Genomic DNA, 19484 nt, shown 5'->3' on the forward strand with positions numbered 1-19484 from the left:
ATTGCCATTACCTCTTGGCCACCCACAAACCATGAAAATCATCTGCCGGTGGCACAGGCTTTCAGCCTGTGCAGAATTTTTTTCTTATTAACTCGGAACTCGAAACTCCTTTCTGACTAATCCCGTTTCCCTTTATCTCTTTTTCAGCCAGCCCCACCTGATGAGCGCCAGGAAGACCAAAAAACCTGCGATAAACAGATAGGGAATGGGTGCGGCGGAAAACCCCGAGCGGTTTGTCTCCTGTACTTCGTAGCCTTCCACCTTTTGGTGGTCGCCCTGGGTAGAGACCTGACCTTCTTGGGGCGGCGCATCCGCGGGCGGTTTTTTTCCCTCCGGAGCCGCCGGGGCGCTTACAGCCTTTGCTCCTGACGGCGGATTTTTGACCATATCCAGGGCCTGCTTAAATTCTTTCGCCTGATTCTCCAGTCCGGGCACCGACATCAGCACCGAAGCAGTGAATTCCGTCAACAAAGGGTTGTTACAGGTATGATCACAACACGCGAGCCCCACTTCTTTGGTGCTCTCGGCATATTCCCGGGAGAGAGTTTCAATGACCTGTCTGTCTGGCTTCCAGTATCCTTTTCTTACCGTCTCCAGCATTCGAGCTACTAATGATTGATAGGCAAACAGATTCCGGGAATTTCGGAACATTTCTTTGATATTTAGACCGTTTTTATCCAACACATAGGTCTCGTACATTTCGTTCCATTTGGCAGCGTCTACGGTTTCGGGAACCGTTACCTGCCAGCCCCAGAGATGCTCGACGACCTTGTCAATAAACCTGCTGCCGGCATACCCTTCCTGCATCATGCCCTTAATCCACTCGGGATTAAGATATCTCGACCGCATCTCCCGGCCCATGGCCTTTTCGAGAGTTTCTTGCTTGGGAAGCCTGGGATTGGTCATGTTGGTGACATAGACCTCCGGGGTCTTGCCGTCCAGGGTGCGGATGGTCATGGCCGTACCGCCCAGATACTGGAAAAAATCATCATTGTCTAGAGTAGCATAGACGTTGCCGGAACGGCTGTGCACCGCCACTTTGGTGCCGGACAGGGTAGACTTTAGCAAGGACAGACTCAAGTCCTCTTTATCCTTGCCGTTTTTCCCGGAGTTCTGGATCTTATCCCCCCAGAATCCTTGGCCATATACATAGCTCAGCCGCCGGAGATAGACCTCCGCCACCTCCTGCTCCCGTTCCCAGGTATTGGATTGCGGTATCACTTTATCCAGGTTGGTACCATAAGCGCCGGGTGGTTCCGTGAAGATTCGGACGGTAGCCAGTCGTTCCGCCTGGTCTTTGGCCACGCCTTTTTCCAAGAGCATTTGTCGGATACGCAAGTAATTGGTTCGGAGAACGTTGTCCGCTTCATCCTGCTGTTTGGCCAGGGTCACAGCTTTATCCAGCCAGTCCATGAGATTAGGAAACAGATCCCGATAAAGCCCCGAGGGAATTATGGTCACGTCTGCCCTCGGCCGGCCCAGCTCTTTTCTGGATATGACTTCCAGGCCGATGACCCGGCCCCGTTCATCCCATCTGGGCTTGATCCCCAGGAGATACATAATCTGTGAATCCATTACCCCTTCATGCCGAATGGTCTCGGTCGACCACAGGTTGAAAGTGAGTTTGTCAGGGTATTGTCCGTGTTTGGCCTTATAAATGTCGATGAGTTCCCGGGCCAATTTTACTCCCAGCTCATAACTCGCCTTGGGGGGAATCCGCGTCGGATCAAAGGCATAAAAATTATTGCCGGTAGGAAGGGAATCAGGATTTCGGAGGGGGTCGTTCCCCCGGCCGGCCGGGATGTATTGGCCAGAGAGGCCCGCGAGAAAGGAATCGAGTTCACGGGGGCCGGACCGGTTTATCCGGTCTTCCAGTTCCGCCAGTTTTTTAGTTCTTTCCTCTGGAAGCAGACCGCTATCAAGAGAAAGGATCGCTTCGGCCATGTTTTTTCGGCGTGCCGCCTCCGGTGATTTCCCAAAGGTATGCAGCCCGAAGGGGGTCTGTTTCTCACCAATTTCTTTGATATAATGTTCAACTTCTTCTATCTCGTCCTCGGTCTTGATCTCCTCCATCTTGAGATCGGTCAGCAAACCGATTTTCTTGGCCAGGGCATTGATCTCTTTCAGTTTGGCCTCGGCCAGAGGGACGCTTTTTCCCTTGGCAACACCATAATCGTTCAGGAAGGCGACAAGTTCCTTGAGTTCTCTGTTTAAGCCGGCCTTATCAAAAGGCGGAGTCATATGGTCGATGATGACCCCCATCCCGCGGCGCTTAGCCTGTAGACCTTCACCCACATTATCGACGATATACGGATAGATATTAGGCAGATCCTGGATCAAGGCCTCCGGCGCATCTGCTCCAGTAAAGCCTACCTCCTTGCCCGGCAGCCATTCGTGAGTGCCGTGCGTCCCGATATGGGCTACGGCATCGGCCTGAAAGCCGTTTTTCAGCCAGAGGAAAAAGGCAACATACTGATGATGGGGTGGGATAGTCAGGTCGTGATAGAGTTTCTTGACATCCTGCTCCCACCCACGCGACGGTTGCGGGGCAAACAGGATATTGCCGTATCTCACCGCCGGAATAACCAGATATTTCCTGCCCGCCGCATCCGACCAGATCATGATAGTGCTCTGTTCCACCGGCCCCCAACTCTTGACAACGGAAGATCTCAGGCCTTCCGGCAGTTTTTCGAACCACTTTTTATAGGTATCCAGAGGAATCAATACCGGTTCATTTCCATGGCCGACCGGCGGGGAGGTTGGGTCCGCCATCTCCTTCCCCCGCCGTCCCAGTCTATCGAGTTCACCCGGGGCATAGTTGCCGATATTGCGGCCATAATTATGAATCTCTTCGAATAATAATTCCTTGCTTAGCCCCGGTCTCTGCCCCTCAACCTCCGACCCGCCGACGTCATAACCGGCGGACCTCAGCTTCAGCAGAATTTCCCACAAACTATCCGGCAATACCTTCAGATAGGAGGCGCCGATATTCTGTTTACCTGGTGGATAGTTGTAATAGACTATGGCGATCCTCTTATCTTTATTGGGTTTATCCTGAAGATTGACCCAAGCCTTGACTCTAGCGGTAAGCCGCGCAATACGTTCCGGTATTGGGTTTTCCTCCAGATACTCAAACCCGGTGCTCTTATCTATCCGCTTCTCTTTGGAAGCGATCACCGTCGGTTGAATAATCCCGGCCATCTCCGGGTTGGCTATCTGGAAGGCGCGCTCAAAGATATCCAGGCCGACGGCGGACTGCTCCCACTCCTGTCGACTGCGGCCATAGAGGGAAATAGCATCGATCAAGGGGATATTAAGCCTGGTCAACAGCGGAATCATAATTTGCGGGTTGATGCCGATCTTCATCCCCTGGGCTATCACCAGCCGCACCCGGCTTTTTAAGGGGCTGCCGCCTGGGGCAAAGAACTTCGCCATCACCTCTTCCAGCGGTCGGCCATAGATCGGCAGGACATTAAAACCGGCCTCCTCCAGGCTGCGGATGACGGCATGCAGGGGCTTGGCCTGACCTCCATCAATCGAATTTTTATAAAAAACCACCCCGATCCAGGGACGGCCATCCCGGTAGGCATAGGCCTTTTTATAGGCCTCAAAATCGGCAAAGACCTTGCGGGTTCTGTATTCATAGATACCACTTTCGGGATTTTGCACCACCTCATCCCGGAAAGAGACCTCAAAACCAAGTTCCTGTTTAAGGCTGTAGAGAATAAGATTCTTAATATTTTCCAGGCCACCTTGGGAAAAATAGGCCACCATCTTCTTATCGGCCCTGATCCCCATCTTTTTCTGGTCATCGTCATAGGTGCCGCCGCCGACGTAATAGACCTTGATTCCCTTTTTTATAGCTGCTTCCAGTTCTGGTTTCACCGCCTCGATGAGGTTGTGTCCCATGATCCAGACTAAGATCAGACGGGATTCTTTCAAGGGCAGCAGATTCTTCTCCCGGATACCTGAGGTGGGATAGACATGGAATTCCACCTTTTGCCTTAAGTTCGGATAATCCTGATAGACCGCCTTTACCGCTTCAGTGGCGACCTTGGAAGAGATGTCGCCCAACAGCAGGCTGACCTTCACCTTGGCGGCAACGGCTGATCCCGGAAAAATGAAGAGCCAAAACAGGAGGCAACTTAGAGCCAGGATGAACCGCCGCCATGACTTCAATGTTCCATCGGCTGCAGCCGCCTTATTCCGGGACATACACCACCCTGCCGTCTTTAAGCTGATAGGCCGTTCCCAGACGGACGCCTTCGCCGCTAAGTTTCTTGTCTGTCACCTTTCTAACCTTGATTTCCTTACCACTTTTGGTAATAATCTCCATCTGGCCATCGGCGTTCTTCTTGGTGATGGTCACCTCGGATTTGGGGTTTACCAGGTCCAGCATGTTATAAGCCATAAACAGGGCGATCATCATGCTGACGATAAAGGCGACGCTGGCGTCAAACAGGTTGGCCACTCCGGAGATGGGGTCTTCCAGGGGTTCGTCGTATCTATCAAACCGCCGCGGTCTTCTTAATAAACTCATCTTCCTCTCCCGCCCGGATATCCGACCTCTGGGCCTTGGCCTGCCGGAGCCGCAATTCCGTCAGATATTCCATCTCCCGCATGTCGGCCCGCACCCACTTTTCTTTTATCAGCGACATGAGATAGGCCGCCACCCCGCAGGCCAGACCGACAACGGTGGCAGTAAAGGCCGTGACCATGCTTCCCGCCATTTTTGGCATGTCTCCCTGGGCCAGGGCCGCCAGGGAAATGCCCATGGGAATCAAGGTCCCCATTAAACCCACGGCCGGGCCCACCCGAATAGCAAACCTGACCTTATCTAGACCCTTAATTAGCTCAAGTTCGAACTCCTGGAGGTGCTTTTCCAACTCAAGATCGAGGTTGGCTGATAGAGTCAAAACCTCGGAGTCCAACATGGTTCGATAGCGCCGTAACCCGACCGATCTTCCCTGCCGCCGGTCAATATATTCCCGCAGAAAACCGCCGGCAGATATCACGATCCAAAAAGTAAGCAGAATAAGTCCAACTACTACCGGATAAAACAGAGCTGAGGCAATAACGTAGAGAAACGTCTCAAGACCCGCTAGAATATTCATTCACCAACCTCGCGTCGTTTATTCATCAGGAAGCCGACCAACAAGGCGGCCAGGAGTAGGAAAAAAACGCCGATATGTTCAACCAGGACCAAGTTGCCTCCCTCCGTGGCAAACGATTGATAGATGCTTTTGGCCGCCTCAATATGGGCCGGAAGAAAAAGAGAACTCAGAAAATACAGGCCTATGGCCAACATGCTTAAACCGAGGCCGATCCTCTGATTTAACCGGGTTGATCTCAGGGTGAAAAGTTTGAGGCCCAGATAAATCAGCAGCGACAAGATGATAAACGTTGCACCCAATCCCAGCCCCACCACCCATGCAGGCAACTTGATCACCTGTAAGGCCGCCCAGGTGGAAAAGGTTATGGCCGTCAGGCAGACGGGACAGGGAAGAAGAAGGAATAAGGTTGGTGGCCGGGCCGACCGGGTGGCAGTCGGGTGGGCTGGTTGACGGCAGCCGGCGTGCACCCCACACCCGGAATCTGATCCTGCCCAGCTGTGGATGAGATATAAGCCCCAGACCATCATGCCTAAGGCCATGGCAATATGGACATATGGTCCTTTTCGCACCAGCGGCGTCAGGATCTTGATCAAACTTTCGCAAAACCCTGCAGCTAACAGAAAGGTTCCCAGATACAATAAGAGCGTCAAAACCAGACCCCGCCAACCCACCTGCCCCAGTCCCAGTCCGAAGCCGACCTTTACCACAAAGACGCTCAGACTGAATAACATGCCGCCGATCCACAAGATCAGGTTTAGATCCATCGTCTATCCCTCTGTCCTGAGAGATTCAATTTCTCAGGCCAAAAAAAAACCTTGAGCCCAAAATGGACCCAAGGATTGCACCCAGCTTGCTTTGTCCTTAGGCTAAGCCGTGTCGGTTTTCCATCCCGAGCGGCCGCGTTATCCCCAATCACACGTTGGGCAATACATATTGATTTACAGGCAGGTCTTCTGATTCCCGGATCATCCTTATTCCTGCACCTTCCCACCCGGCTTCAGCACGGGCAGTGGTATCTCGCAGGTATCGTCCCCGGTTACAGCGGCGGGACCATGCCGGACTTGCACCGGCTTCCCTTTTAAGCCCCGAAGGGCGCCTGTAATATGACCCTATTAAGTCAGAAAAAAGTTTCTGGTTGGTTACGGAACCTTGTTGTAAAAACCTTCCGGCGGGTCTGAAACCCGCTCCTCCGTATTGGCCTGCCGGTGCTGCAGTGCTGTAGGGCAGGAAAGCGAAAGGCATCCCGCCTTCTAAAATTCACCGGCACCAATTTTCATGCTTCGCCGGTAACCCGTTGGTAATGAGCATTACCTTGGCTAACTTTAAAATTCCCCTCCGAATCTGTCAAGGAGAAAATAGGTATCGGCCTGTGACTCCAACAGTAGATAACCACCGGGTAGCGGTCATTAAAATCTCAGCGTTATCTGACTCCAGATGGTCCGGCCCGGCGAGGGGTAGTAATAAAAGTATTCCCGATCGAGCATGTTATCCACCGACAGGGAGAGGTCCATATACTTCACCGGGGTAAAGATTATCTTGGAATTCAGAGTGAAATAGGGATCGTAGGAACCGTAGACATTGTTGTATTGATCGCTGTTGTCGTCCCTGCTTATCAATTTGCTGACATAGTGTCCCGAGAGAAATCCCTTGACTTTCCAATAGGTAGCCGTAATCCCAAAGTTGAATTGCTGTCGGGGAGTGTAGGTGATCTTTTTACCCACTGATTCCGGATTAAAAGGATTCTCGTTGATCCGGGCATCTAATAGGGTGGTATTGCCGAAAACCTCCAGCCAGGACCAGAGCTTCTGGGTAATCTCCAGCTCAACCCCTCTAATGGTCGCCTTACCGGCGTTCTTATAAATCTGGGTTTTGCCGGTGATGTCTGCAGGATCGGTCACCCGATAAATCAAATCATCAACGTAATTTTCAAAGTAGGTCGCGGTAAAGACCATCCCTTCCAGCGGTTTCATGGTGGTGCCAATCTCCCACGAGGTAGCAGTTTCCGGGATCAGATCGGGATTGCCCTTGTATAGGGTACCGCTGCTGGCTAGCCACGTGCGGTAAAGTTCATAAATATTTGGAGCCCGAAAGGCGCGTCCCACAGATGCCCGCCAGGTCATCCACTCCAGAGGACGATAGAGAAAGGCAAGTTTGGGGCTGAGCGCCAGTTTGCTCCGGCCAGGCAGGTATACTGTGGGTGTACCGGCAGATGCCATGTAATTACCTCCGTAAGTCTCCCACCAATCCAGCCGGACCCCGAGCACCGTATTGAACTTGGGATGCCAGGCGATTTCGTCCTGGAGGTAGAGCCCAATATTTCGGTCCTGGCCGCCGCTCATTTGGGTGAGTGTCGATACCGCATCAGGGTAACGCCAATTGTTCACCGAATACGTCTTGCTGTTCGACCAGCCGCTATTATAAGAGATGCCGCCCACCAACTGCTGTTTCTGGCCGATGGCCTGGTCCACCTGCAATTCGGCTATCCAGTTCTGGCTTGGGGAGAAAGAGGAGGTTCCAGGCCCCCCGCTGAAAGTGGTCAGTGGGTTGGAGGAACTGGGGGAAGCGCTCCAATTAGTCGGTTGATTCAGCAGCCCCCCGTGAAACTTGATCCTCGTGGTTTCAGTAAGCTGATTATCGGAGGTCAGATTATACACCTGGGTTTGATCGCGCCCGTCGCCGTTCAGGAAGGCTCCTTCCTGGAGATTCTTAAATTGGGTGTTGGTACCAGACAGACCCACAGTTCCTCTGACCACTGAGCTGCCGGTGGCGGTATCGCGCAGATAGGAATGGTACATATCATAGCCATAGTCGTTCCAGCTCTGCAGGGTGCTGAACTCAACCCTATGGCCCGGGGCGATATCCCAACTTATCTTGCCGTTCATACTGTAATCATTCCAGTTATAATCACCGGTATCTCCAATAATGTTGGTGGGGGTGCCGGTGGTCGTATGAGTAGGTTGCCAGCCCACCACCTGGGTGGCCGGGGTCCCCGTGCTGGCCGTTTTGGTCACCAGGCTGGAGGGGTAGCCGGCGGAGATGCGATAATTAAATCCCGCCTGAACACTCACTTTATTCCAGAGGCGGTCCCCCACTCCGAGGTAGTAGGTCCAGGAATCGTAGGTGCCATAGCCGCCCTGGGCTACACATTCCAGTTTCTTCGGGGTCTTGGTAATGATATTGATGACCCCGCCCATGGCGTTGCCCCCATACAAGGCGGAAAATGGTCCCCGGACTACCTCTATGCGTTCGATATTTTCCACCGGCATACTGCTCCAGGCCACGCCGTTGCTGTAGGCGTTGGCAATGTTCTGGCCGTCCAGCAGAACCAAGGTGCGTTTCTGGCCCTCCGCCGGGAAACCGCGCAGATTCACGTTGGTCATACTATCTCCATAGATTCGGCGCCGATTATCGACTGCTCCGGGAACCTGGGCCAAGGCTTCGTCCACCGTCTTGATGTTCTGTTTCCTTAGGTCGTCCTTGGTGATAACGGTAATACTGGCCGGAACATCGTCGGGGTTGCGTTCGGTCCTGGTAGCCGTCACGACAACCTTATCGATGCCATGGACTTTTTCTGCATCCTCCAAGATTTTTGCCTGGGTATCCACAGTAGTCCGGCCAACAGTGGCCTCTTCCTCCGGCAACGATACTTTCCGGTCCCACTCCTGAGCAGACCCAATCCCAGACGACACCACTAAGACTACCAGAACAGACAACCAACATTTCATTGTTCTTTCCCCTTTCATGATTTCTCAAGCGTAGTTGTTGCCACCATCAACATCTTATTTGCCCCTTACCCTGTTCTTCTTCATTGATGGACCAAAAAAAATCCTTGAGTCCTTATGGACCCAAGGATTGCACCCAGTTTAGCTTGTTCCTCAGGTTGGCTGGAAAGATTTACCTATCTCTCGCCCCTCAGCCGGTCTCAATACGACGTTAAAACGCGGCATCTCGGTTACAGGCAGGTCTTCTGGCTCCCGGATCATTCTCTTCCCTACGCCTTCCCATCTTCATTGCCCAAGACAGTGGCATACTGTAGGATTCGTCCCCGGTTACAGCGGCGGGACCGTGCCGGATTTGCACCGGCTTCCCTATTAAGCCCCTCAGGGCTCCTGTAACTTTAACAACAAAATGTCTTTGGAGAGGCACCCCTCCCTTCCGAATAGTTAAGTATTACCCGCCTTTAATCCCGGCCTAGAACGTCTATTGGTCCCCCACCTGATATTTGGCGAGATAGCCTCGCGGCGTAACCAGGTAGGGACCGTATTGGAAACTTTGGGAATTGCCCACTATAATGATGGTTTGCATATCCACCGGCTGTTTCGGGAGATGCTCCAGAGTGGTCACGATGATTTCCTCTCCCGCGCGCCTGGCCCGCCTTACCAGACCCACGGGGGTGAGAGGTTCCCGATAGCGGAGGACAAGCTCCACCACCGCTTTCAACTGCCAATCCCGTTTCTTGCTTTTGGGATTGTAGAGGACGATGACAAAATCACCCTGAGCCGCTGCCTCAACCCTTCGCTGGATAATTTCCCAGGGGGTGAGGAGGTCGCTCAGCGAGATGGCGGCAAAATCGTGCATCAGAGGGGCTCCTAAAAGCGCGGCTCCCGCCGTTAGGGCCGGGATGCCAGGAATCACCTCGAGAGAAAAGTCCAACTCGTCGTTGCTATCAACCTGGCCCACTTTAAGGCCCTGCACGGCACAGAGTTCCAAGACCAAACCGGCCATACCATAGATACCCGCATCCCCGCCGGATACCAGGGCCACCCACTGGCCGGCTCGGGCCCGGTCGATGGCGGCCTGGCAGCGTTTGACTTCACCCTGCATCCCGGTAGCCACCACTTCCTGGTGGGTCAGGAGAGAGGTTATCAAGGTGATGTAGGTCTGATAACCCACCACCACCCGAGCAGCCTTTAGGGCCTCTTGGGCCTTAGGGGCCAGATATTCTACTGCTCCCGGTCCCAGACTCACGATGGCCAGATGGCCCGGGCTACTGCCACGGTGACGTTGGCACTCTTGTGTTTGGGTATTAGGAGTTCCCCCTGTCCCGCCTTCAGGGCTGCGGCTTCGCTGACGCTCTTCGCACCCACGTGGCGGGTCACCTGTGCTGACGGATGCGGCACCGGCACGTGTTCCAGTTCCTCTGCGGTATACCATAACAATTCCACTTCCAGCCGACGGGCCGCTTCCTTGAGCCCCGGCTCGTCTTTTTTTGCGGCGATGGTGGCCAACGCCTTCAGGGAAAGAAGTGAAAGCCCGGCCTGCCGGAAAACCTCCTGAATATGATCCAGTATTTCCAATGATGGAGTGCCCCTGTGGCAGCCCACCCCGGCAATCAGGCTCCTGGGACGCAGCCGCAGCCATCCAGTTGGCCAAGACCGCTCCCGGCAACCCACATACACCGTGGGTTGGGGGCTACCAGCCAGTGCAGCTTCCAAGGCGGCTTCCCGGTGAAAAAGATGAGGATACCCTGCCAGAACCGTGGCCAAGCGGTCCTCGGGGTCCACCAATCGCACGGGTTTGCCGGCCAGGAGAGCCATGGACACCTCCTTAACCCCGGTTGGATTTTCGATGATCAACCCAGCTTGGGCAGCCAAAAGATCCAAAGCAGGAAGCCCCTGGATATCTGTGGCAGTAGTGATTACCGGAGTACCGCCGAGAGTTGCGGCCACCCGACAGGCCAGCTCATTGGCCCCCCCGAGATGGCCGGAAAGAAGGCTCACCGCAAATCGGCCCTCCTGGTCTAACACTACCACCGCAGGGTCGCGGTCTTTGCCCTGAAGAAGAGGAGCTACTTGTCGTACTACGATCCCGGCAGCCATAATGCATACCAGATCGCGATCATTGGTGAAGGCCTCGGCAAAGACGTCAGTCAGCCTGTCAAAAGTATGTTCCCCGGCTGTTGCCCAAGAGGCCGGAAGCCAACATTCAGTGCCTTCCAGGGTCTGACAGAGACGCCGGGCCAGACGAACTCCGGCGGGCGTCAGGGCAACCACTCTAATCGGCCGCATCCCGGTAGCCATGAGCAAAGGTTTTGTCATAGAGACGTGAGCACACCTGAAGACGATCCTTCGAAGTAGCCAAGGCCGGGCCTATTAAGATCAAGGCCTGGCGGTTGATGCCGGCTGCACGGACTTTGGGTATAATATCGGCCAGGGTGCTCCGGATAAGACGCTCATCCGGCCAACTTACCCGGTAGGCTACTACTACCGGTGTCTCCGGACCGTAAGCGTCGGCCAGCTGCTCTACCACCCGGTCTAGAAGCTGGACGCTGAGATAAATCACCAGGGTGGCGCCGTGCCCCGCCAGCGACCGGAGGTTTTCCCGCGGCGGAACCGGGGTCCGGCCCTCCGCCCGCGTGAGAATGACCGTCTGCGCCACTTCCGGCAGTGTCAGTTCCTGCACCAGGGCAGCGGCGGCCGCTGACGCCGCAGTGACTCCGGGTATCACCCGGGAGGGGATACCCTCTCGTTCCAGAAGCGCCACCTGTTCCTGCAGGGCGCTAAACAGGCTGGTATCCCCGGAGTGCAACCGCACTACGTGTTTGCCAGCCCGGTGAGCCGCAGTCAGGCGGGCAACAATCTCCTCCAGGGCCAGGGGGGCAGTGTCCACCATCTCTGCCTCGGGAGGTGCCCAGGCCAGAACGGCGGGCGATATTAGGGAACCGGCATAAAGCAGCACTTCCGCCTGAGACAGGACCTTCATGCCTTTTACGGTAATAAGCTCCGGATCTCCAGGTCCGGCTCCCACAAAGATTACGGGATGTCGCTCTGTCATCTTACCTCGCCAGGGCCGAACCGGTGATAACCCATACGGGGTTCAGTGTCTGTAAATAAGATCCCCCTGCCAAGGGCTGAGCCCGGCTGACCTGAAGTTGAATAATATCTATCAGATAATTCTCACGGAGCAAAATCTTTCGGGCCTTTTCCAAAGTTTCGAGGAGGGTAGCGGTGAGAGCCACTTTGCCGCCCGGCCGTAGGCAAGACAGAACCTCACAGAGGATATCTTCCAGATCCACGCCCCCGCCGCCGATAAACACCCGGTCAGGATGAGTCAGGACGGCCAGACATGCAGGAGCCCTACCGCAGATGACCTCGAAATTATCCACCTGTAACTTTTCCCGGTTGGCAGTGATCTGGGCGGCGCGCTTCGGGTTCTTTTCCACGGCCACGATGCGTCCCCGACCGATCAAGAGACTGGCCTCCAACCCCACGGAACCGGTGCCGGCGCCAATATCCCAGAGCACCTGGCCCGGATAAAGCTCGAGCTTCGCCAGAACTACGGCCCGCACCTCGGCCTTGGTAATCAAGCCTCGTTCCGGGCAGTAAAACTCTTCCGGCATACCCAGATGGAACATCGGGTCTTTTCCAGGGAGGCGACCCTGACGGTTCCTGAAAGGAGCGGATATTAAATCCAACACCACTATATTTAATGGGGAAAAGGTCCTGTCTGCCGCTTCATCCAAACTCATCCAGGCAAATCGTTCGGTTTCCAGACCCAAGTCTTCCAGGACGCAGAGCCGGGCTTCGATCCGCCCGGATTTTAGCAGGCGTCGGGCGATAGCATCAGGCGCGTGAGCCGGATCGGTATAAATGAACCACAAGCCAGGCGCATTCAGGGCGGCATCGAGGGATTCCCAACCCCGGCCGTGCAGGCTCACCACTTGGGCCATCTGCCAGGCCGTTTGCAGACGACCCGACGCCGCCTGAACTGCGGTGATATTAGGGTGAATTCTCACGTTTTCCGGTCCTAACAGACGCACCACCATTGGGCCTATACCGAAAAAATTGGGATCTCCTGAGGCCAGGATCACTATCTGCCGATACTGGGCCAGTTCACCTAGTTTGAGAATCACATGTTCCGGGTCCTTCCCCAAGATGATCTTTTCGGCAGGATGTTCGGGAAAATAAGCCAGGTGACGCCTGCCCCCCACCAGCACCTGGGCTCCTTTGATGATATCAAGGGTTCGGAGGGTAAGGTCGGTTAACGACATCCCCAAACCCACCACCTGGACGGGGATCATGACGATCCTCTCACCCTGTCTCGCCAAAAAAGTGGAAGACCGTCGAGATCTAATATCACTGTGGCAAGTTCGGGGCCGGGGCCAGCGAGTTTCCGGAGGGCCGCCAGCATCCGACGACCCACCTCTGCCACCATTGCCTTTTTATGTGCTTCCGGAAGCATTTCCAGAACTTGTCGGGCAGTATTGGCTTGGACCACCGCTTGGGACAGGAGGAAATCACCGGTGATTTCTTCGGTCCAGCGGCCCAATTCTCCAAAGTTGGCCAACCCCTGGGAAGCATGAGTATGGCTGAAACCCTGGGCCATTTTCAAGGCCTTGCCAAAAAAGGCACCTATGGTGAGGTGGCTGAATCCCAGCCTAACCGCAGTCTTCAGAGCGAAACCCACATAGTCCCCCATCTGCACAAAGCCCTCCTCCGGCAGATGGGGAATAATTCTCTTAAGATACTCCTCGCTTTTGCCACCGGTAGTGAGGACAACACCAGTAAGTCCCACGGCCCGGGCTACTTTAAGGGCGCTCACCACGGTCGCCCGATACGCTTGGTGGGAAAAGGGCCTGACCAGTCCGGTGGTGCCCAGAATGGAGATCCCCCCCAGGATTCCCAGCCGGGGATTGAGTGTGTGGCGGGCGATTTCTTCCCCCTGGGGCACAAAAATTTCCACGGTAAACCTCAGGGGTAGATTATTACCGGCCAGTTGCCGTATGGCAGCCGTAGTCTGATGCAGCATGCGCCGGGGCACCGGATTGATGGCCGGTTCGCCGACGGCCACAGGCAGTCCGGGCTTGGTCACCCGGCCTACCCCTTCACCCCCCCGGAAAGTCTCTGACTCCTGACAATCTGCAGAGGAAAACCAGACCCGGGCACCGATCACCGCCCCATGAGTGGCGTCCGGGTCGTCCCCGCCGTCTTTGACCACTAGGGCCTCGCCCCGGGAACCGTAGCTACCATGGCTAAGCAGGGGGACGGTCAATTTCCCGCCTTTGGGAAGACTAACCTCCACTGCTTCGGAACAGGGCAGGCCAAGCAATTCCCGCAAGGCGCCCTGAGCGGCGGCGGCGGCCGCGGTGCCGGTGGAAAAACCCACCTTAAGCTGCCGACGCCGTCCGGGCAGCTTGACCGATCCATTTTCCTCAGGATGATTTAAGCCTTGCACCCGGACCTCCTGCAAAAAAACCCTTGCCGCCCAAAGTCGACCTACCCCCGCCCTGTATGGCGGCCAAATTTCTAAATTTTTCATGGCGTTGGACGCTATGATCAAAAATATTTCCCCTTCTTCTTGATAACCATCATAGAGAGATAGGGCAAGGATTGTCCCTTAAGGCTGCGGATATCCTGCACTACGGTTTCGCCCTCCAGGCCGCAGCGGCTGATGCAAACGGCCCGGTCCGTGAGTCCCATCTCCTCCAGGGATACCAGTATTTCGTCAATGTGGCGATAGGTCTTGAGCAGGATGATAGTATCGGTTACGCTCAAGGCCTCCCGGAGTTTGGCGGCGCCCAGAGCTCCCGAGACCACAAGGAAAGACTCCTCCCCTTCACTCACGGGCGTATGGATGAGGGCAGCAGCGGCATGGTAGGAGGTGATTCCGGGAATAGTGATGACCCTGATCGTCGGCTCAAAGTCTTTGATGGTTTTCAGGAGATAACCGAAGGTAGAAAAGGTCAATGGGTCACCTATGGTGATGAAGGCGGCATCCGATCCGGTGGTAAGCACTTCCAGAACCCGCCGGGCGTTTTTTTCCCAGGCTTCCTGCAGGACTTCAGGTTCCCGAGTCATAGGGAACGGGAGCTGTTCGACCTTGGCCTCATGAAGATGGGAGCGGACAATATTCAAGGCTAAACTGTATGTGTTTTTACTTGATGTAGAGGCGTAAATGTGCGGGGTTTGCTCCAAAATCCTCAGGGCTTTGAGAGTAATCAATTCGGGATCTCCGGGTCCCACGCCGATGCCATAAAGAGTTCCTGTTTTCCGAGTCATGCTGATTTCTCTGTCTGAATTAAAATAGCCAGGGCATTGATAATGCTGGCAGCCACTGCTGAACCGCCTTTCGGACCCAGGACGGTGATAAATGGGCAATCCTGGCGGCTTAGGATTTCCTTGGACTCGGCGGCATTGACAAAACCCACCGGCACACCTACGATAAGGGCCGGAGGCGGCGCTCCGGCAGCCAGGAGCTCTAGGAGACGCAGCAACGCCGTGGGAGCATTGCCGACGGCCACAATTCCCCGGAATATCTTTGGAAGGGCCTGCTCAATGGCCACCGCCGCCCTGGTGATCTCACGACGTTTGGCCTCACGCACCACCTCTGGGTCATCCATAAGACAGATAATTTCAACTCCCAGACCGGTAAGCCGGCCGGTACTGATCCCTGCTTGAAGCATACGGGTATCGGCAATCACCGGACGTCGCTGACGCAGGGCGGCTATTCCAGCCGCGATGGCCTGGGGATGAAAACGCACGTTTTTCAAATATTCGAAGTCACCGGTAGTATGGATCATGCGCCGCGCCACCGCCCATTCCTCCGGGCTTAGATTACGCCAATCCGCCTGGGCCTCAATGCGGCGGAAACTCTCCTCCTCAATTTCCCGTGGAAGTCGGGGGAACCAGTTCATGCTTTCTCCTTAAACCTGCGACAGTGACCTACAAAATGCCAGGCAACCTCTGGATTGCTCCCGAAGTGCAGATGGACGTAACTGGCCAACACCTGGTTGACGGTATAGCCCTCCTCTACGGACTTGCCGCCGGTTCTGGCAGTAAGTCTATAAAGCCGGGGCAGGTCCACTGGTTCCGAGATCATCTCCGAGTAGTGATATTCGTGCCCTCGAGCGCGCGTCCCGGCGGGGCCCAGGAGGCCATCGGCCGCCAGCGTAACTTCCCGGTAGCCCAGGGTCTTGAGCCGAGGCAGCATCCGGACACCGAATGGCAAGACTTTAGCCATGGCGTGGCGCCCTCCCTGCAAGTCTTGGATTTCCTGGGAAAGATACATCAAACCGCCGCACTCGGCGTACATCGGCATTCCCGACCCGGCCCGCTCTCGAATAATCCGGAGCATGGCCTGATTGCTGCTCAACTGCCGGGCGAAAAGCTCCGGATAGCCGCCCCCCAGATAGACGCCATGCACTTCGGCAGGCAGGTCCGTATCATCCAGGGGCGAAAAGGGGACTATTTCCGCGCCGCACCGGGCCAGCCATTTCAGATTGTCCGGATAATAAAAACAGAATGCCCGATCACGAGCCACCGCCAGGCGCACTTCGGAAGGCTGGCTGGAATAAACCGGGCCTTCTTCCCAGGCCTTTCCCTGGCTCAATGCGGGGAGGACAGCCAACAGTCCTTCCAGGTCCAGATTGCTTTCGATTAAATCTGCCAGACGCTCCAGATAGCTTTCTTTCAGGGGGTGGTCATCGGTGGTGATTAACCCTAAATGGCGCTCTGGAATGGCCAGTTCCACTTCCCTGGGCAGGCCCCCGAAACATCGGACTTCCCCCGCCTGCTCTAATGCCTGACGGAGATATCTTAGGTGAGTCGGGCTCCCTACCTGATTAAACACTACTCCGGCCAAGATGAGGTCCCGGTCGAAAGTGGCAAAGCCATGCACTAAGGCCGCGGCACTGCGGGCCATGGAACGGGCATCTACCAGGAGCAGCACCGGCAGCCCCAACCACTTGGCCATCTGGGCAGTGCAGCCGGCCTCAGTATTCCCATCGTAGCCATCGAAAAGACCCATAACCCCTTCCACAACGGCTATTGTCGCAGTCCCGGTGTGCTGGCGGAAGACGCGAAGATTTTCTTCTCGGGAAAGCATCCAGCCGTCTAGATTGTGAGAAAGGCTGTTAGCAGCCTGGGCATGGTGCCCTGGATCTATGAAGTCGGGACCCACCTTGAAGGGCCGCACCGATATTCCCTGCCGTCGCCAGGCGGCCAATAACCCCAGGGTGAGGGTAGTCTTGCCCACCCCGCTATGGGTGCCAGCCACTACCAAACCTCTCATGATGAAAGGACACCTCCCCCAGGCGGGCTCTTTTTTCGGCAAAAGGTCTCCTTCGCAGCCCTAGCCATTTTCGCCCGAAACCCGAACAGAGCCAAGATTTTCTGGCTGCTGGTTTTTTAAAACTCTGGTCGCCAGGCTGTTTGATGCCGGGATGGCATCCAAAGCATCACGAATATGGCCGACAAAAACCCGGATGACTTCCTTTCTGAAGCCAATACCCTGAGCTTCCACGTTCACTTCTAGGCCGGCCCCCTCGAAGGCAGTTTTCCATGAGTCCTCTCCTTCGCACAGGTCTTCATAGAAATGCGCTCCGGCAACCAACATCAGCGGGATGAGCCTCACTTTCCGAAATTTTGCTGCGGTTACTGCTTCCAACACCTGTTTCAGAGATGGGTATCCCTCCACAACCCCGACATACAAGTCAGACCCATGAACCTCCCGCAGGATGCTTTCCAGGGTCGGATACGCGGCCCAAGATGGATGGTCCGTGCCATGACCCACCAGAACCGGGGCTTCTCCTTCGGATAGATTATTCTTAAAATCAAATGACTTAGCCAGTTGTCGGTAATCCTCATAAGAACTTAATAAAGGGAGTCCGATACTGGTGCGAATGGCTAGAGGTTTGACCTCTTCCAACAGACGATAGAACTCATGCCCGCAAAGCAGATGCATGGATTGAATCACTGCCCAGGTATGACCTTTATCGGATAAGGCCTGAAGGACTTCATGGGGATGCCTTACTTCAAATTTTCTCCGGTGCCTGAGACGGTCCAGGACCATACGGGAGGAAAAGGCCCACAAAATTTCGTGGCCGGGAAACTCCTCCCGGATAATCGTATCCACAAAGTCATAGGTCTTAAAGGCGTTCGTGGTGGTCCCAAAGGCCGTCAAAACGATGGGTGTCTGCATACTTTAGCTTCCTGAAAACCTAACTCAGTGATTCAAGACAAATATTTTTAGGCATATATTTTCTCTAGCATTTCCGGGCGGACTTTAACTAGATAAAAGAAGACAAACATGGTAAAGAGACCCTCGATAATCATTACCGGAATATGAGCCAGAACAACCAATCTGGCTACCGTAAGAAACCCCTCGCCGGTAAACATGAGGGACAGGGCGGTGAACAGGGCAGTCAATAACACGGTGCAAAACCCGCAGGCAAAAGACGCCACCACTGCCAGAGTCCCCTCCTGGCGCAGCACGTCCCGAAAGATATAAAAACAGAGAACTGCGGGAGCAGCGACGTTAAAGGTGTTCACCCCCAATACCGTAAACCCACCAAATTGAAAAAGCAAGACCTGCAAAAAGAGTCCTATGAGAACGGCCGGAAATGCCGCCCAACCCAGCAAGAGTCCCATAAGGCCGTTCAACAACAGATGCACACTGGACGGACCTATCGGCACATGGATAAGGGAAGCCACAAAAAAAGTGGCCGATAAGATACTCACCCGAGGAATGGCTTCATAGTCAACCTGTTTCAGGCCGATGGCAGTGCCCACCGCCGTCAAAGCGGCGCCCGCGCCCAACACCGCGGGACTAAGAACTCCTTCAGAAATATGCATGTTCTGCCCCCTCAGAATATTTTGGCGTTTGGCAATCAGCTTACGAGTGCTGATTGCCATTTAGAAATTAACCCCAAGCCAGGGAAATGGTTTACGCCAAAGTGCACCCACATGTGGACCCATATTGCCCCCCCCCGCAAAAAAAAATCCCTAAGTCCGTGTGGACTTAAGGATTAACCCAGCTTTTTCGTCCTTAATTTCCGGAGAGCGCTTGTCCAGAGCGGTCCGTTCCCGGGTTGGTGTCTTTCGCACCACCCAGATTCATCCGGGCAGGTCTTCTGGCTTCCGGATCGTCCTAATACCTACACCTTCCCATTTCCCTCAAAGGAAACAGTGGCCTTAGCAGGGTTCGTCCCCGGTTACAGCGGCGGGACCGCGACGGCTCTTCCGTCTTCCCTATTAAACCCGCATGGGTACCCAGATGCCATACTATAATCTGAGAGGTCCGATCCTGTCAACACATTTTCCCGAGTTACCGGCTCGGGAAATCAGGCCGGACAATTCGGAGATTTGATCAGAATTTAGTAATAGGGCAAAGGAGCAGTACGGCATGGAGCTCCTTTGCCCCGAACTATTATATTAATTACAGATCAACGATCATCTCGGCTTCATTGCCGCACTGGGTACATGCAATTGTACGTTTCACCTGCCCGGCTTCGGGTTTCCCTGAAGCTTCGGCCGGCTTGGTCCCCACGATGAACTCTTCGCACTTGATGGTCATTTCCGCCTCGTTGCCGCAATTTTTACAGGTGCAGACCATAGTCTTTTTTTCTTCCATGACATCCTCCTTTGCATCTTG

At 54.8% G+C, this 19484-nt stretch carries 16 protein-coding genes and 3 riboswitches; all 16 genes read right to left on the reverse strand.

Features of this window, described 5'->3' with window-relative positions; all coding sequences use genetic code 11:
- Positions 1-132: 132 nt before the first annotated feature.
- A complete protein-coding gene (locus DESAC_RS11095) occupies positions 133-4215 on the reverse strand; it encodes a cobaltochelatase subunit CobN (RefSeq protein ID WP_013707166.1) in 4083 nt (1360 codons plus the stop codon).
- Positions 4202-4540: a DUF2149 domain-containing protein gene (locus tag DESAC_RS11100; RefSeq protein WP_013707167.1), complete on the reverse strand. Its 339-nt coding sequence runs from the start codon at positions 4538-4540 to the stop codon at positions 4202-4204. The genes DESAC_RS11095 and DESAC_RS11100 overlap by 14 nt, the downstream gene beginning before the upstream one ends.
- Positions 4509-5114, reverse strand: a complete 606-nt coding sequence (locus DESAC_RS11105) for a MotA/TolQ/ExbB proton channel family protein (RefSeq protein ID WP_013707168.1) — start codon at positions 5112-5114, stop codon at positions 4509-4511. The genes DESAC_RS11100 and DESAC_RS11105 overlap by 32 nt, the downstream gene beginning before the upstream one ends.
- Positions 5111-5878: a DUF2162 domain-containing protein gene (locus DESAC_RS11110; protein WP_013707169.1), complete on the reverse strand. Its 768-nt coding sequence runs from the start codon at positions 5876-5878 to the stop codon at positions 5111-5113. The genes DESAC_RS11105 and DESAC_RS11110 overlap by 4 nt, the downstream gene beginning before the upstream one ends.
- Before the next feature lie 162 nt (positions 5879-6040).
- Positions 6041-6229: riboswitch (cobalamin riboswitch) on the reverse strand.
- A 291-nt stretch (positions 6230-6520) separates the two neighbouring features.
- Positions 6521-8839, reverse strand: coding sequence for a TonB-dependent receptor plug domain-containing protein (locus DESAC_RS11115; protein ID WP_148231237.1), 2319 nt, complete (start codon positions 8837-8839; stop codon positions 6521-6523).
- Positions 8840-9054: 215 nt separating this feature from the next.
- Positions 9055-9242, reverse strand: a riboswitch (cobalamin riboswitch).
- A gap of 72 nt (positions 9243-9314) precedes the next feature.
- On the reverse strand, positions 9315-10082 hold the full coding sequence (gene cobJ / locus DESAC_RS11120; RefSeq protein WP_013707171.1) for a precorrin-3B C(17)-methyltransferase: 768 nt from the start codon (positions 10080-10082) through the stop codon (positions 9315-9317).
- Positions 10079-11152, reverse strand: coding sequence for a cobalt-precorrin 5A hydrolase (locus DESAC_RS11125; RefSeq protein ID WP_013707172.1), 1074 nt, complete (start codon positions 11150-11152; stop codon positions 10079-10081). The genes cobJ and DESAC_RS11125 overlap by 4 nt, the downstream gene beginning before the upstream one ends.
- Complete coding sequence (gene cobM, locus DESAC_RS11130) at positions 11109-11888, reverse strand: precorrin-4 C(11)-methyltransferase (RefSeq protein WP_013707173.1); 780 nt, start codon at positions 11886-11888, stop codon at positions 11109-11111. Before cobM ends, DESAC_RS11125 begins: the two co-directional genes overlap by 44 nt.
- Before the next feature lies 1 nt (position 11889).
- Positions 11890-13134 (reverse strand): bifunctional cobalt-precorrin-7 (C(5))-methyltransferase/cobalt-precorrin-6B (C(15))-methyltransferase, encoded by a 1245-nt coding sequence (locus tag DESAC_RS11135; protein ID WP_013707174.1) that lies wholly within the window; start codon positions 13132-13134, stop codon positions 11890-11892.
- On the reverse strand, positions 13131-14288 hold the full coding sequence (locus DESAC_RS11140) for a cobalt-precorrin-5B (C(1))-methyltransferase (RefSeq protein WP_013707175.1): 1158 nt from the start codon (positions 14286-14288) through the stop codon (positions 13131-13133). The genes DESAC_RS11135 and DESAC_RS11140 overlap by 4 nt, the downstream gene beginning before the upstream one ends.
- Before the next feature lie 101 nt (positions 14289-14389).
- Entirely contained in the window at positions 14390-15112 is a 723-nt protein-coding gene (cobI, locus tag DESAC_RS11145; RefSeq protein ID WP_013707176.1) for a precorrin-2 C(20)-methyltransferase, read from the reverse strand.
- Entirely contained in the window at positions 15109-15747 is a 639-nt protein-coding gene (locus DESAC_RS11150; RefSeq protein WP_013707177.1) for a precorrin-8X methylmutase, read from the reverse strand. Before DESAC_RS11150 ends, cobI begins: the two co-directional genes overlap by 4 nt.
- Entirely contained in the window at positions 15744-17165 is a 1422-nt protein-coding gene (locus DESAC_RS11155) for a cobyrinic acid a,c-diamide synthase CobB (RefSeq protein WP_013707178.1), read from the reverse strand. Before DESAC_RS11155 ends, DESAC_RS11150 begins: the two co-directional genes overlap by 4 nt.
- An 18-nt stretch (positions 17166-17183) precedes the next feature.
- Entirely contained in the window at positions 17184-18032 is an 849-nt protein-coding gene (locus DESAC_RS11160; RefSeq protein ID WP_013707179.1) for a sirohydrochlorin cobaltochelatase, read from the reverse strand.
- A 47-nt stretch (positions 18033-18079) separates the two neighbouring features.
- The gene (gene cbiM / locus DESAC_RS11165) at positions 18080-18685 is read right to left on the reverse strand and encodes a cobalt transporter CbiM (RefSeq protein WP_013707180.1); all 606 of its coding nucleotides are present in this window, start codon (positions 18683-18685) and stop codon (positions 18080-18082) included.
- 251 nt (positions 18686-18936) lie between these two features.
- Positions 18937-19121: riboswitch (cobalamin riboswitch) on the reverse strand.
- A gap of 147 nt (positions 19122-19268) precedes the next feature.
- Positions 19269-19463, reverse strand: coding sequence for a hypothetical protein (locus DESAC_RS11170; RefSeq protein WP_013707181.1), 195 nt, complete (start codon positions 19461-19463; stop codon positions 19269-19271).
- Positions 19464-19484: the final 21 nt, after the last annotated feature.

The organism is Desulfobacca acetoxidans DSM 11109 (assembly GCF_000195295.1).
Lineage (GTDB): Bacteria > Desulfobacterota > Desulfobaccia > Desulfobaccales > Desulfobaccaceae > Desulfobacca > Desulfobacca acetoxidans.

Bases quoted from the DNA above. Each gene is read 5' to 3' on its own strand.
- DESAC_RS11125 (WP_013707172.1), bottom strand. From the start codon at position 11,152: ATGACAAAACCTTTGCTCATGGCTACCGGGATGCGGCCGATTAGAGTG.
- cobI (WP_013707176.1), bottom strand. From the start codon at position 15,112: ATGACTCGGAAAACAGGAACTCTTTATGGCATCGGCGTGGGACCCGGA.
- cbiM (WP_013707180.1), bottom strand. From the start codon at position 18,685: ATGCATATTTCTGAAGGAGTTCTTAGTCCCGCGGTGTTGGGCGCGGGC.
- DESAC_RS11135 (WP_013707174.1), bottom strand. From the start codon at position 13,134: ATGATCCCCGTCCAGGTGGTGGGTTTGGGGATGTCGTTAACCGACCTT.
- DESAC_RS11115 (WP_148231237.1), bottom strand. From the start codon at position 8,839: ATGAAATGTTGGTTGTCTGTTCTGGTAGTCTTAGTGGTGTCGTCTGGG.
- DESAC_RS11170 (WP_013707181.1), bottom strand. From the start codon at position 19,463: ATGGAAGAAAAAAAGACTATGGTCTGCACCTGTAAAAATTGCGGCAAC.
- cobM (WP_013707173.1), bottom strand. From the start codon at position 11,888: ATGACAGAGCGACATCCCGTAATCTTTGTGGGAGCCGGACCTGGAGAT.
- DESAC_RS11110 (WP_013707169.1), bottom strand. From the start codon at position 5,878: ATGGATCTAAACCTGATCTTGTGGATCGGCGGCATGTTATTCAGTCTG.
- DESAC_RS11160 (WP_013707179.1), bottom strand. From the start codon at position 18,032: ATGCAGACACCCATCGTTTTGACGGCCTTTGGGACCACCACGAACGCC.
- DESAC_RS11150 (WP_013707177.1), bottom strand. From the start codon at position 15,747: ATGAACTGGTTCCCCCGACTTCCACGGGAAATTGAGGAGGAGAGTTTC.
- DESAC_RS11105 (WP_013707168.1), bottom strand. From the start codon at position 5,114: ATGAATATTCTAGCGGGTCTTGAGACGTTTCTCTACGTTATTGCCTCA.
- DESAC_RS11100 (WP_013707167.1), bottom strand. From the start codon at position 4,540: ATGAGTTTATTAAGAAGACCGCGGCGGTTTGATAGATACGACGAACCC.
- DESAC_RS11095 (WP_013707166.1), bottom strand. From the start codon at position 4,215: ATGTCCCGGAATAAGGCGGCTGCAGCCGATGGAACATTGAAGTCATGG.